We start from the raw sequence: 12,262 nt of genomic DNA, 5'->3' as shown, positions 1-12,262 counted from the left end.
CTTTGGCTTTTTCAAGATCAAAAGATCGCAGCCTGCGGCAGCTCCTACAGTGAATCGCGCGGCGTCAGGAGTTGCGGTTGTCGATATGCAGTACGGCCCCGGTCACGCTGGCGCCCGCGCCGCTCGCCAACAGCAACAAAGGACCGTTGAGTTCTTGCAGGACAGCATCCTGGCCTCGACCGGCAGCAATCACATTGACGCGAATCCGGTGCGGCGTCAGCGATTGGGCCATGGCGCGGCTCATGCGGATCAGGCTGCTGTTGGCCCGCAGGCACGGGTTGGGCTCGGAAATCGGGCGCGGCGGTGGGTCGATGTTGACGATGCTGCCGCCACGTTCGGCCTTGATCATGTGCAGGCTGGTGCAATGGACGATGTGGTTGTTCAGTGCGATGTGTTCACGCTCGGCGCTGTTGTTGATCAGCACATCGACGCTGCCGAAGCGCTCTTCGACAGCCGCCAGCGCCGCCTCGATACTGGGACGACGGGCGCTGTCGAGGCTGACGGTCAACACTTCGCCGCCTTCCCAGCGCAGGTCCGCCGCCAGTTGTTCCAGTTGCGAAGCGTGCTGTGCGCCAATGGCCACACGGGCTCCGGCGAGGCTGATCAACCGGGCGAAATGTGCGCCCAAGCGGGTAGTGGCATCGGCCACGAGCACGGTTTTGCCGGCCATGGAAAACGGTTGCATGAGGTCGCTCATCAACGTGCCTCCATCGGTACGGCACGGCGCAGGGTGCTTTCAGTCATGTTCATGGGGTGATCCTGCGATCCTGTAGGAGCGAGCTTGCTCGCGAAAAACGTCAGGACACCACGTTCAATCAGGCAGCCCGCGTCATCGTTGACGTCCATCGCGAGCATCCGAGCGTCGGCCGGCTGCTCCCACAGGTTTTTGGTTATTGCAGATTGCCGGCGACGGCGATGGTCTGCGCCGTGATGTAGTTCGATTCCGGCGAGCAGAACAGGTACACGGCGTCGGCCGCTTCCTTGGTAGTGCCGGGCCGACCCAACGGGTTGCGCTGGGCGAACGACTTGGCCGCTTCCGGGCTGATGCCGACGCGGATGTCACGACCTTCGATGTTCACGGTCGCGCCGGCGTGGGCGTCGGCGCTGGTCATGCGGGTCTCGATGAAACCGAAGGCCACGGCGTTGACGTTGACCTTGAAGCGGCCCCATTCACGCGCCAGCGCACGGGTCATGCCGAGCACACCGGCCTTGGCCGAGGAATAGTTCATCTGCCCGGCGTTGCCGTTGAGCGCCGACACCGACGAGATGTTCACCACTTTGCGGAACACTTCACGTTCGGCGGCGGCGTCTGCCTGTGCTTGTGCCTTGATGATCGGGTAAGCGGCACGCAGGATGCGGAATGGCGCGGTCATGTGGCAGTCGAGAATCGCGTACCACTGCTCGTCGCTCATCTTCTGGATCACGTCGTCCCAGGTGTAGCCGGCGTTGTTGACGATGATGTCGATGCCGTTGAAGTTGTCCATTGCGGTCTTGATGTAGCGCTCGGCGAAATCCGGAGCGCTGACGTTGCCGTGGCAGACAGCGGCTTCGCCACCCATTTTGCGGATCATCTCAGCGGTCTCGTGGGCCGGATCGGCGTCGAGGTCGTTGATCACGATGCGCGCGCCTTCGCTTGCCAGTTTCAGGGCGATTTGCTGGCCGATGCCACGACCGGAACCGGTGACCAGTGCGATTTTGCCGTCGAGTTTTGCCATGGGGTGTTGCTCCTCAATTCTTGGGTTTGTTTACAGAGCGATCACAGCGTCACCAATAATCTTGGTGTCGCCGTATTGATTGGTGGTGCGCACTTCGACCTTGATGCGTTGCTCGCCGTCGACTTCAAAACGCTCGACGACAGCGCCGGTGCAGGTGATCTGGTGGCCCAGGTGGGTGATGCCGAGAAAGCGCACGCCGAACTCGCGCAACTGGCGCTGATCGACCCATTGGGTCAGCAGGCGACCGAGGTAGGCCATCGACAACATGCCGTGGGCGAACACGTCGGGCATGCCGGCCTTGCGTGCGTAATCGGTGTCGATGTGGATGGCGTTGTAGTCACCCGACGCACCGGCAAACAGCGCCAGGGTGGTGCGGTTGATCGGCGGCAGGGCCAGCGGTGGCAGGGTGTCGCCGACGTTGATTGTTTCCAGGCTTATGGCGTTCATGGTTGTTCTCCGCTTCAGCTGTTGCGCTGCACGAGCACGCTGCGCAGGTCCGCGACGTGCTCACCGTGCTGATTGGTGACTCGGGTTTCGCGCACCACGAATTCCAGCGCGCCACCTTTCTTGTCGTAGATGTCGGCGATGCGCACATCGAAGCGCAGGGTGTCGCCGGCGTAGGCCATGCGGTGATAACGGAACGACTCTTCACCGTGCAGGATGCGCGCGGTAACGATGCCCAGTTCGTCGCGCCAGGCGTTGGACGGGATCTGGAATTCCAGCGAGAACAGAAACGTCGGCGGCAACGGCAGGTTTGGATGGCCCGCGTCGCGAGCAGCCTGCTCGTCGAAGTAGATCGGGTTGGTTTCCCCGGTGGCCTTGGCGAAGAAACGCAGTTGCCCGGCTTCAGCGGTGGCGAGGAACGTGGGCAGTTGTCTGCCGATGTGTTTCTTGTCGATCATCTGAGTGACTCCTCTTCAATGCCCGCGGCTTCAGTGCTTCTGGTACACGGTGACGACACAGGCACCGCCCAGGCCGAGGTTGTGTTGCACCGCGATGCGCGCGTCCTGCACCTGGCGTTTGTCGGCGGTGCCGCGCAACTGGTGGGTCAGCTCGTAGCACTGCGCAAGACCGGTGGCACCCAGCGGGTGACCCTTGGAGAGCAGGCCGCCAGACGGGTTGGTCACCCACTCGCCGCCGTAGGTGTTGTCGCCATCGTTGACCAGTTGCTCGGCGCCACCTTCGGCGCACAGGCCCAGGCCTTCGTACGTCAGCAGCTCGTTCTGCGCGAAGCAGTCGTGCAACTCGATCACGTCGATGTCTTTTGGCCCGATGCCGGCCTGGTTGTAGGCGATGTCGGCGGCCATGCGCGTCATGTCGAAACCGACCACGCGGATCATGTCCTTGGCGTCATAGGTGCTCGGCAGGTCGGTGGTCAGGGCCTGGCCGGCCATCAACACGTCGGTGCGCAGGCCGTGCTTCTTCGCGAACGCTTCGGAGACCACGATGCTCGCGGCGGCGCCGCAGGTCGGCGGGCAGGCCATCAAGCGGGTCAGCACGCCTTCCCAGAGCATCGGCGCAGCCATGACTTCTTCGGTGCTGACCACGTTGCGGAACACCGCCAGCGGGTTGTTGGCCGCGTGACGGCTGGCCTTGGCGCGGATCTTGGCGAAGGTGTCCAGTTGCGTGCCGTACTTCTGCATGTGGGCGAAACCGGCACCGGCGAACTGACGGATCGCGGTCGGCAGGTCGGGCATGCCCACCAGTTCGTTGGTCAACTTCAGCGCGCGTTCGGTGGCCGGCGCGCGGTCGGTCCAGGCGGATTTCAGCGCCCCCGGGTTCATCTGCTCGAAGCCGAACGCCAAGGCGCAGTCCACCGCGCCGCTGGCCACAGCCTGACGGGCTAGGAACAGCGCGCTTGAACCGGTGGCGCAATTGTTGTTGACGTTGATCAGCGGGATGCCGGTCATGCCCACGCGGTACAGCGCTTTCTGGCCGCAGGTGGAGTCGCCATAGACATAACCGGCGTAGGCCTGCTGGATGTCACGAAAGTCCAGGCCGCAATCGGCCAGGGCCAGGCGAATCGCCTGTTCACCCATGATGTCGTAGGGCTCGTTGGTCCCCGGTTTCTTGAACTGGATCATGCCGACGCCAGCCACGAACACTTTTTGGCTCATCGTTGTTTTCCTTGTTGTTAGAGAGATTCAGAGCTTGCGCGCGATCATTTCGCGCATGACTTCACTGGTGCCGCCGTAGATGCGGTTGACGCGCATGTCGACGAACGCGCGGGCGATCGGGTACTCCATCATGTAGCCGTAGCCACCGTGGAGCTGGACCATGTCGTCGATGCATTTCCACAGGGTTTCGGTGGTGTAGAGCTTGGCGATCGCGGCTTCTTCGAGGGTCAGGCGCCGACGCATGTGCTCGCCCAGGTAGTAATCGACCATGACGCGCATGGCGGTGGCCTGGGCCTTGATGTCGGCGAGCTTGAACTTGGTGTTCTGGAAGTCCCACACGGTCTGGTTGAAGGCCTTGCGGTCCTTCACGTACTCGATGGTCTGCTTGAGCAGGCTTTCCAGTTTGGCGGCGGCGGACACGGCGATGGAGAAGCGTTCTTGCGGCAGTTCGCCCATCAGGTAGGTGAAGCCCAGGCCTTCTTCACCCAGGCGATTGCCCACCGGCACGCGGACGTTGTCGAAGAACAATTCGGCGGTGTCCTGGGCGTGCTGGCCGACCTTTTCGAGTTTGCGCCCGCGCTTGAAACCGGCGCGGTTGGTTTCCACGGCGATCAGGCTGATGCCCTTGGCGCCGGCGGTTGGGTCGGTCTTGCACACGACGATCACCAGGTCGGCGGTCAGGCCGTTGCTGATGAAGGTCTTGCTGCCATTGATGACGTATTCATCGCCTTCGCGTACGGCGCTGGTGCGCACAGCTTTCAGGTCGCTGCCGGTGCCGGGTTCGGTCATGGCGATGGCGAGGATGATTTCGCCGGAGCAGATGCCCGGCAGCCATTTCTGTTTCTGTTCGTCGTTGCCGCAGCGGTTGATATACGGGGCGATAACGTCGGAATGCATGCCGAAATAGGCGCCGCTCACACCGGCCCGGGCGAACTCTTCGTTGAACACCGCGCAGTGGCCGAAATCACCACCACCGCCACCGTATTCGGTGGGCAAGGTGATGCCGAGCAAACCTTCGCGACCGGCCTTGAGCCAGGTTTCGCGGTCGACCTGACCGGCCTTGTCCCACTCGGCCTGACGAGGCAGGCATTCACGCTCGAAGAAACGTCGCACGGTAGTACGGAACATTTCATGGTCGTCGCGGAAAACGGTTCGGGCGATGTGCACGCAAGACTCCTCATCGATGGCAGGCCGGCAGTGGGCCGAGCGCCTGTGAATGAGGCTTACGATAGGTGGGGGGCATCGGACGAACGCCACCCGAGGTGGGTGGCGGGTTGGAAATTCAATGATCCAGGGACGGAAATACAATCCCTGTTGATTGCATTCCCCCTGTAGGAGCTGTCGAGTGGAACGAGGCTGCGATCTTTTGATTTTCACAAGCCAGATCAAAAGATCGCAGCCTGCGGCAGCTCCTACAGGATGTTCACTTTATTTCGGTGGGGTGTCGGTATCGCTTTGTGATTCAAGATCCCGAACCCGCGCCACCGCTTCATCGCGGCTGCTGACGCCGAGCTTGCTGTAGATGTGGCTCAGGTGCCATTTCACGGTTTCCGGGGACAGCCCCAAGGCCCGGGCGATTTTCTTGTTGGGCAAGGCTTGGGCCAGCAGGCGCACGACTTCGATTTCCCGCTCGCTCAAGGGCTCGATGCCGGCCGCCAGCGGTTTGCTGGTTGTCGGTGTGGCCGGTTTGTCCTTCGAGACGGCAGGCGCTGTCACGTTGGCCGCTTGTAGCCGCTCGACATAGAACGCCAGCACCGGGTCAAGAGTTTCACGGCTGGTGATGTCGCCAATCAGCTTCAGCCCATCCTGATGGGCATCGAGCAGGCTGCGCACCAGACCGAAGCGCTGCCCGCGGCGCAAGGCTTCCATGATTTTGTCCCGCGCCAGTTCATGATTGCCTCGCTCGGACTCGATCACCGCACCCAGGACCAACAGACGCACCGTGCCGAGCTGGCGGCGATGGCGTTCGCAGGTCTCGATCAGTCGCTCGATGCGCGTCGCCGCACCGTTCAGGTCGCCTTGAGCCAGTTGCCAGCGCACGCGGGCGTTCTCGGTGAGGATGTGGATTTCCTTGAGCGCCGTGTGCCCGGCATCCGGGTGGCGGGCGTCGATGGCCTCCAGACGCGTCAGTTTGGCGTGGGCCGCCGCCGATTCACCGAGGATCAACAACCAGCGCACCTGCCAGGTCAGGCAATACGCTTGCAGCCGTTCCAGGCCGAGCTTGATTGCGTACTCGTCCAGCCGTTCGACGAACGCCAGCGCTTCCTGCTGGTTGCCCGCCAGCCATTGCACGTTCCACAGCACTTGCAGCACGCGCAGGACCGAGTCGGGGATCGAAATCCGCTCCAGGATATCGATCCATCCCGAGAGCAATTTGAACGCCGCGTCGACGTCGTTGGTTTCGTACAGCACTTCGCCCAGCAGCGCAGCGGAGAGGTAAGTCGCGTCGGCACCAGCCTTGCCGCACTGGCCGGCCTCATGCAGCACATCGCGATAAACCCTTTCCGCCTGGGTCATCTGGCCTTCCAGCGCCAGGCTCAGGCCAATCATGCAACGCCCCTGAAGGCTGCCCGCCGTGGTGCCCAGCAACGGCTCGCCATTGATCAGCAAGGCTGGGCGGTCGAGTTGCACCTGGCGGGCCTTTTCATATTCGCCGCGATGCATGTACAGCCACGACAGGATGTTCGCGCAAGAACCGATGGCCACGCTATTGCTGCCCGGTGGCGGGTTGAGCAATTGCGGCAGGACCGACATGGCTGCGTCGGTGTCATCCCGTTGCAGCGCCAGGGAAGCGCGCAGCAGCGAGATCATGAAACGGTCGTGCACCTCGCTCTCGGGAACATCGCGGAACAGTTGTTCGAGGCTGTTGGTGCAGGCGTCGAAATCCCGGGCGTAGAGTTGCATCCGGGCCTTGAGGATCCGCAGCTTGACCCGCGCCTGTACCTGCTCGACCGGCAGCAGCCGAACCAGCTCGATCAACATGCGCAGGTCGCCATGGGCATACAGCGCCTCGGCGTTCTGCTCCACCAGATCGGCAGCGGCCGAGGGATCGCCGCCCATCACCGCATGGTGCACCGCTTCGTCCAGGTAGCGATGGTCACGGAACCAGTTCCAGGCACGGACGTGCACGGCGTGTTGTTCGGCCTGGCTGCGTGAATCGAAATACTTGAGCAGGGTTTCGCGCAGCAACGGGTGCAGGCGATACCAGGTTTCGCGTTCGGTGCTGTCCACCGGGATCAGGAACAGGTTGTCCCGCTCCAGGCGCGCCAGCAGCGCATTGGCTTCGGAAACCGCCTCCGGGTGACCACTGAGGGCGGCGCACAGCGAAGCACAAAAGCGGTTGCACACGGCCATGAGCAACATCAGGTCGAGATCGGTCGGAGACAGGTGGGACAACACCTCGACTTCAAAAAACTTGGCGAACGCCTGATTGTCCCGCACCTGAATCTGTACTGAAGGGGTGCCCGTGGTCGCCGGTGGCCGGTTCTTTTTGCGGCTGACCGCGAGCAGTTGCAGGCCCGCCGCCCAACCGTCGGTCAGCTCGTGCATCTGCTTGGCGTCGCGGGCGTCGATCTCGCCCAGTTGCGCCTTGAGGAATTGCTCGGATTCCGCCGGGGTAAAGCGCAAGTCACGCAGGTTCAATTCCAGCACCAGCTCCTGGCTGCGCAACCGCGCGAGCGACAGCGGCACGGCGCTGCGCGAGACCAACGCCAGATGCAGGTTGACCGGCGCGTAGTCGATCAGCCATTGCAGGGCCTGATGAATGCCCACGTCGGTCAGGTGATGCAGGTCATCGAGCACCAGCACCAGTTCGCGGCCGCGACTGGCAATGCTGCGCACCAGGGTGATGACCGTGCGTTCCACCGCTTCGCTGTCGATGCCGCGACCTTCCAGCTGGGTGGCTTCGCGCACCAGCGCGGGGTCGATCTGGCCGAGACTGGCGAGCAGATAATCGATGAAACGGGTCAATTCGTTGTCATCAGCCGACAGCGTCAACCACGCCACATCGAACCCCAACGGCAACAGCGCCTGGCGCCAGGCAATCAGCGTCGAGGTCTTGCCGCAACCGGCCGGGCCCTTGAGCACGATGCAGCGCTGGCGCCGGGCCTTGAGCATTTGCTCTTGCAGGCGCTCGCGGGAAATCAGGCGCCCGGCGCTGCGCGGCGGAACCAGTTTGGTGCTGACGATCGGCGACTGTGACGGATTCAAGACCTGGCTCGCGAGCGTGTCCGATGCATTGGACTTGCGGTGTTTGTCCATGGGGTTGTCCGAATCATTTTTGTTTTGAGAATGCGCTGAATCCAATCGAGTGTAACCCACAGCCTGAATGTCATGACCCTGACTTCGGCATCCGCCACCCGATGCGGGTGGTCGTCGACGATTCACGGATTGATCTACTGGACGGCATAACAACAGGAGTGCCGCCTGGCGCTCCATCAGAACAGCGCAGCAGCGGTGGAGCGCAGGAGTTAGCCCATGGCCATTCAGTTCAAGATCATCGATCACGTGGCGCTGATCACGCTCGATGCGCAACAGTCGAACAATGCGCTGAGCGCCAGCGACCTGATGCACCTGCGCAAGACCCTTGGCGCCTGCCAGGATGACGAGCAGGTGCGGGTCATCGTGCTGACTGGTGCCGGAGAGCGTGCCTTTTGTTGCGGCGCGAGCCACAAGGAATCATTGCGGCCGGCGTCCGGTTTTGTCGCCGGGACGTTGAAAAGCCGCGAGACCGAAGCCGAGGAGGGTGGCTACACACGCCTGTTCGACCTCAGCGACCTGGACATCTGGAAGCCGATCATCGCCGCCGTCAATGGCGCCTGTCTGGGCGGCGGTCTGGAACTGGCGCTGCAATGTGACCTGCGGATCGCCGCCGACACGGCCACCTTCGGCTTGCCGGAAGTGCGCGACGCGACCATTCCGGCCGCGGGCGGCGTGCAATTGCTGCTGCGCGCGATTCCCGCCGCCCACGCCATGAAAATCGCCCTGACGGGAGAGCCGGTCAGCGCCGGGGAAGCCTTGCGCATCGGGCTGATCATCGACCTGCTGCCCCAGGACCGATTGCTCTCGACGGCCCTGGACCTGGCCGAGCGCATCGCCGCCAACGGCCCGCTGGCGGTGCAGTCGATCAAGCGCCTGGCGCTGCAAACCGCCCACCTGACGCCACGGGATTTCGCCATCCAGTCGCATCTTCATTGGGGGTTGCTGCGCGACAGCGAGGATCACGCCGAAGGGCGCATGGCCCTGGCCGAACAACGCTCACCGACCTACACCGGCACCTGACCCGCTGCGCCCATTTCGTCCCTGCCTGACAACAATAATTTACAGGAGAGCCCCATGTATCTGACCCAAGGCCTGCACCATGTGCTGCAACAGCGCCCCCATGCACTGGCGACCGTGTTTCGCGACCGCCGTCGTACCTATGCCGAATTGGCCGACCGGGTGGCGCGCCTCGCCGGTGCGTTGCAGCAACTGGGCATGCAGACTGGCGACCGGGTCGGCCTGCTGGGCCTGAACTCCGACCGCTTCCTCGAATATTTCCTCGCGACCTGGTGGGGCGGCGGCGTGGTCAACCCGGTGAACATCCGCTGGAGCGTGCCGGAAATCGTTTATTCGCTGGACGACTGCGACACCCGCATCCTGCTGATCGACGACACGTTCCTGCCCATGGCCGAAGGCATCGCCAGCACCGCCAGGGTGCGTCCGTTGCTCATCCATATCGGCGACGGTCCGTTGCCTGAAGGCATGCTCTCCTACGAGCAACTGATTCGGGACGCAGCGCCGGTCGACGATGCGTTTCGCGGCGGCGACGACCTGGCCAGCATCATGTACACCGGCGGCACCACCGGTCGGCCGAAAGGCGTCATGCAGTCGCACATGAACCTGTGGTCGGCGGCCGTGGCCCGGGCTGCCGATGTGCCGGTGCCGACCGATGCCCTGACCCTGCACATCGCGCCGATGTTTCATCTGGCGGCGCTGTCGCGGGTGATCCTGATTTCGCTGCTCGGGCTGCCGAGCATCTTCGTCCCGGCCTTCGATGCGCTGGACGTGATGCGCACTATCGAGCGTGAACGCATCACCGACATCCTGATTGTGCCGACCATGTTGCAAGTGCTGATCATGCACCCGGAATTCGCCAAACATGATTTGAGTTGCCTGCGCTGCCTGACCTATGGCGCCTCGCCGATTGCGGTACCTTTGCTGGAAATGGCCCTGAAAGCCTTGCCGAATGTCGAGTTCACCCAAGGCTACGGCATGACCGAGGCCGCACCACCGATCACCGCCAACGGCCCGGAAAACCATAACGCCGCCGGCATCGCCAGTGGCCGGTTGCGTTCGGCCGGGCGGCCGGGGCTGGGGGTGACCGTGCGCATCGTCGACGAACACGACAACCCGGTCCCGTGCGGCACCGTGGGCGAAGTGGTGGTGCGCGGCCCGAACATCATGCTCGGCTACTGGAACAACCCCGAGGAAACCGCCAAGGCCCTGCGTGGCGGCTGGATGCACACCGGCGACGGCGCCTACATGGACGAGGAGGGTTACATCTACATCGTCGACCGCTTCAAGGACATGATCGTCAGCGGTGGCGAGAACGTGTATTCCGGCGAAGTGGAAAGCGCCATCGCCAGCCACCCGGCCGTCGCGGCCTGTGCGGTGATCGGCATTCCCTGTGCGCAATGGGGCGAAGCGGTGCACGCAGTGGTGGTGCTCAAGCCGGACAATCAAGTGGTAGACGCGCAGATCATCGAACACTGCCGCCGCCAGATCGCCGGCTACAAGACCCCGAAATCGGTGGAGTTCCGCACGAGCCTGCCATTGTCGGGCGCCGGCAAAGTACTCAAGCGCGACCTGCGTGAACCGTTCTGGGCCGGCAAGGATCGGGGTGTGAGCTGACAGCATGTACATGACTCAATGCCTGCAACGCACGCTGCAACAGAACCCGGACCATGTCGCGACGATCTTCGGTGAGCGTCGCCACAGCTACCGTGAATTTGGCGAGCGGGTCGCTCGCCTGGCGGGCGCCTTGCAGAAACTCGGCATGGCGGCCGGTGATCGGGTCGGCATGCTCGCGCTGAACTCCGACCGCTATCTGGAATACATCATGGGCGTGTGGTGGGGCGGTGGCGTGCTCAACCCGGTGAATGTGCGCTGGAGCGTGGCGGAGATTGTCTACTCGCTGGACGATTGCAGCACCGGCATCCTGATCGTTGACAAGCACTTTGCTGCACTGGCTGACGACATCCGCAAGGCCGCTCGCCGTGCGCCGCTCTTCATCTACGCCGGCGAGGGCGAAGTGCCGGTGGGCATGCTCGGTTTCGAGCAACTGATTGCCCAGACTGCACCAATCGAGGACGCCGGGCGCGGTGGCGAAGACCTCGCCTGCATCATGTACACCGGCGGCACCACCGGTTTTCCAAAGGGGGTGATGCAGTCGCATTTGAACCTGTGGTCGGCGTGCATGCCGCGCATGGTGGACATGCCGCCGATCCGTGGTGGCTTGCTGCTGCACGTCGCGCCACTGTTTCATGTGGCCGGCATGGCCCGTGCGCTGATTCAGTTTCTCGCCGGTGAAAGTCATGTGCTGGTGTCGGGTTTCGATGCGCTGCAAACGCTGCAAATCATCGAACGCGAACGGGTGACAGAAACGCTGCTGGTGCCGACGATGATCCTGGCGTTGCTGGCTCATCCAGACTTCGAACGTTATGACCTTGGCAGCCTGAAACGCCTGACCTATGGCGCGTCACCCAGCGCCGGCGACATGGTCGAGCAGGTGCTCGCCCGGTTTCCGGACATCGAGCTGTCGCATTCCTATGGACTGACCGAAGCGTGCCCGGTGGTGTCGAGCAATCTGCCGTGCAACCACACGCCGGAGGCGCGAATCAGCGGATTGTCGCGTTCGGTGGGGCGCGGCGGCCTGGGCGTCAATGTGAAGATCGTCGACCCGCAAGGCAACGAAGTCCCACGTGGCACGGTCGGCGAGATCATCGTGCGCGGGCCGAACATCATGCAGGGCTACTGGAACAAACCCGAGGAAACCGCCAAGGCGCTGCGCAACGGCTGGCTGTACACGGGCGATGGCGCATGGATGGATGAGCAGGGTTACTTGTACATCGTCGACCGGCTCAAGGACATGATCGTCAGTGGCGGTGAAAATGTTTACTCCGCCGAGGTCGAAAACGTTCTCGCCCGACACCCGGCGGTGGCGATGTGCGCGGTGATCGGCATCCCCCATGAGCAATGGGGCGAGGCGGTGCACGCGGTGGTGGTGCGCAAGCCCGGTTCGCAAGTCGATGCCGAACAATTGCGTATGTACTGCCGCGAATTCATCGCCGCCTACAAATGCCCGAAAACTGTGGAGTTCCGCGACGAGCTGCCGCTGTCGGCAGCGGGCAAAGTCCTCAAGCGCGAACTGCGCAAGTAGCCACACCACAT

The 12,262-nt window shown here is 63.0% G+C and carries 11 protein-coding genes; 3 read left to right on the top strand and 8 right to left on the bottom strand.

Translation table 11 applies throughout. From position 1 onward, the window contains the following. Positions 1–64 precede the first annotated feature (64 nt). The 8 genes from ACW9JC_RS24310 to ACW9JC_RS24275 form a co-directional block, all read right to left on the bottom strand. Positions 65–697, bottom strand: a complete 633-nt coding sequence (locus tag ACW9JC_RS24310; protein ID WP_457458117.1) for an SDR family NAD(P)-dependent oxidoreductase — start codon at positions 695–697, stop codon at positions 65–67. Then, positions 697–846 carry a hypothetical protein gene (locus tag ACW9JC_RS24305; RefSeq protein ID WP_457458115.1) on the bottom strand — a complete coding sequence of 50 codons (150 nt, stop codon included), beginning with the start codon at positions 844–846 and terminating at the stop codon, positions 697–699. The genes ACW9JC_RS24310 and ACW9JC_RS24305 overlap by 1 nt, the downstream gene beginning before the upstream one ends. Positions 847–890: 44 nt before the next feature. Continuing rightward, positions 891–1,715, bottom strand: a complete 825-nt coding sequence (locus ACW9JC_RS24300) for an SDR family NAD(P)-dependent oxidoreductase (protein ID WP_338586195.1) — start codon at positions 1,713–1,715, stop codon at positions 891–893. 30 nt (positions 1,716–1,745) lie between these two features. After that, positions 1,746–2,162, bottom strand: a complete 417-nt coding sequence (locus ACW9JC_RS24295; RefSeq protein WP_448107328.1) for a MaoC family dehydratase — start codon at positions 2,160–2,162, stop codon at positions 1,746–1,748. 14 nt (positions 2,163–2,176) lie between these two features. Further along, a complete protein-coding gene (locus tag ACW9JC_RS24290) occupies positions 2,177–2,617 on the bottom strand; it encodes a MaoC family dehydratase N-terminal domain-containing protein (protein ID WP_457458113.1) in 441 nt (146 codons plus the stop codon). A gap of 30 nt (positions 2,618–2,647) precedes the next feature. Beyond that, a complete protein-coding gene (locus ACW9JC_RS24285) occupies positions 2,648–3,832 on the bottom strand; it encodes a lipid-transfer protein (RefSeq protein WP_448107330.1) in 1,185 nt (394 codons plus the stop codon). 27 nt (positions 3,833–3,859) lie between these two features. Then, positions 3,860–4,960, bottom strand: coding sequence for an acyl-CoA dehydrogenase family protein (locus ACW9JC_RS24280; protein WP_448109888.1), 1,101 nt, complete (start codon positions 4,958–4,960; stop codon positions 3,860–3,862). Positions 4,961–5,260: 300 nt separating this feature from the next. Beyond that, positions 5,261–8,092, bottom strand: coding sequence for a LuxR C-terminal-related transcriptional regulator (locus tag ACW9JC_RS24275; protein ID WP_457458111.1), 2,832 nt, complete (start codon positions 8,090–8,092; stop codon positions 5,261–5,263). A 216-nt stretch (positions 8,093–8,308) separates the two neighbouring features. On the opposite strand from ACW9JC_RS24275, the gene ACW9JC_RS24270 reads away from it, so the two are divergent. Genes ACW9JC_RS24270 through ACW9JC_RS24260 form a run of 3 tightly spaced genes read left to right on the top strand, consistent with a single transcriptional unit; the run spans position 8,309 to position 12,251 of the window. Continuing rightward, positions 8,309–9,112 carry an enoyl-CoA hydratase/isomerase family protein gene (locus ACW9JC_RS24270; RefSeq protein WP_457458109.1) on the top strand — a complete coding sequence of 268 codons (804 nt, stop codon included), beginning with the start codon at positions 8,309–8,311 and terminating at the stop codon, positions 9,110–9,112. Positions 9,113–9,166: 54 nt separating this feature from the next. Continuing rightward, a complete protein-coding gene (locus ACW9JC_RS24265) occupies positions 9,167–10,723 on the top strand; it encodes an acyl-CoA synthetase (RefSeq protein ID WP_457458107.1) in 1,557 nt (518 codons plus the stop codon). A gap of 4 nt (positions 10,724–10,727) precedes the next feature. After that, positions 10,728–12,251 carry an acyl-CoA synthetase gene (locus tag ACW9JC_RS24260; RefSeq protein ID WP_457458105.1) on the top strand — a complete coding sequence of 508 codons (1,524 nt, stop codon included), beginning with the start codon at positions 10,728–10,730 and terminating at the stop codon, positions 12,249–12,251. Positions 12,252–12,262 lie beyond the last annotated feature (11 nt).

The organism is Pseudomonas sp. SDO5591_S426 (assembly GCF_054070755.1).
Note: the sequence above shows the minus strand (reverse complement) of the source record. Positions and strands in the feature narration are given on the sequence as shown.

Bases quoted from the DNA above. Each gene is read 5' to 3' on its own strand.
- ACW9JC_RS24295 (WP_448107328.1), bottom strand. From the start codon at position 2,162: ATGAACGCCATAAGCCTGGAAACAATCAACGTCGGCGACACCCTGCCA.
- ACW9JC_RS24275 (WP_457458111.1), bottom strand. From the start codon at position 8,092: ATGGACAAACACCGCAAGTCCAATGCATCGGACACGCTCGCGAGCCAG.
- ACW9JC_RS24305 (WP_457458115.1), bottom strand. From the start codon at position 846: ATGGACGTCAACGATGACGCGGGCTGCCTGATTGAACGTGGTGTCCTG.
- ACW9JC_RS24280 (WP_448109888.1), bottom strand. From the start codon at position 4,960: ATGTTCCGTACTACCGTGCGACGTTTCTTCGAGCGTGAATGCCTGCCT.
- ACW9JC_RS24300 (WP_338586195.1), bottom strand. From the start codon at position 1,715: ATGGCAAAACTCGACGGCAAAATCGCACTGGTCACCGGTTCCGGTCGT.
- ACW9JC_RS24270 (WP_457458109.1), top strand. From the start codon at position 8,309: ATGGCCATTCAGTTCAAGATCATCGATCACGTGGCGCTGATCACGCTC.
- ACW9JC_RS24290 (WP_457458113.1), bottom strand. From the start codon at position 2,617: ATGATCGACAAGAAACACATCGGCAGACAACTGCCCACGTTCCTCGCC.
- ACW9JC_RS24260 (WP_457458105.1), top strand. From the start codon at position 10,728: ATGTACATGACTCAATGCCTGCAACGCACGCTGCAACAGAACCCGGAC.
- ACW9JC_RS24285 (WP_448107330.1), bottom strand. From the start codon at position 3,832: ATGAGCCAAAAAGTGTTCGTGGCTGGCGTCGGCATGATCCAGTTCAAG.
- ACW9JC_RS24310 (WP_457458117.1), bottom strand. From the start codon at position 697: ATGAGCGACCTCATGCAACCGTTTTCCATGGCCGGCAAAACCGTGCTC.
- ACW9JC_RS24265 (WP_457458107.1), top strand. From the start codon at position 9,167: ATGTATCTGACCCAAGGCCTGCACCATGTGCTGCAACAGCGCCCCCAT.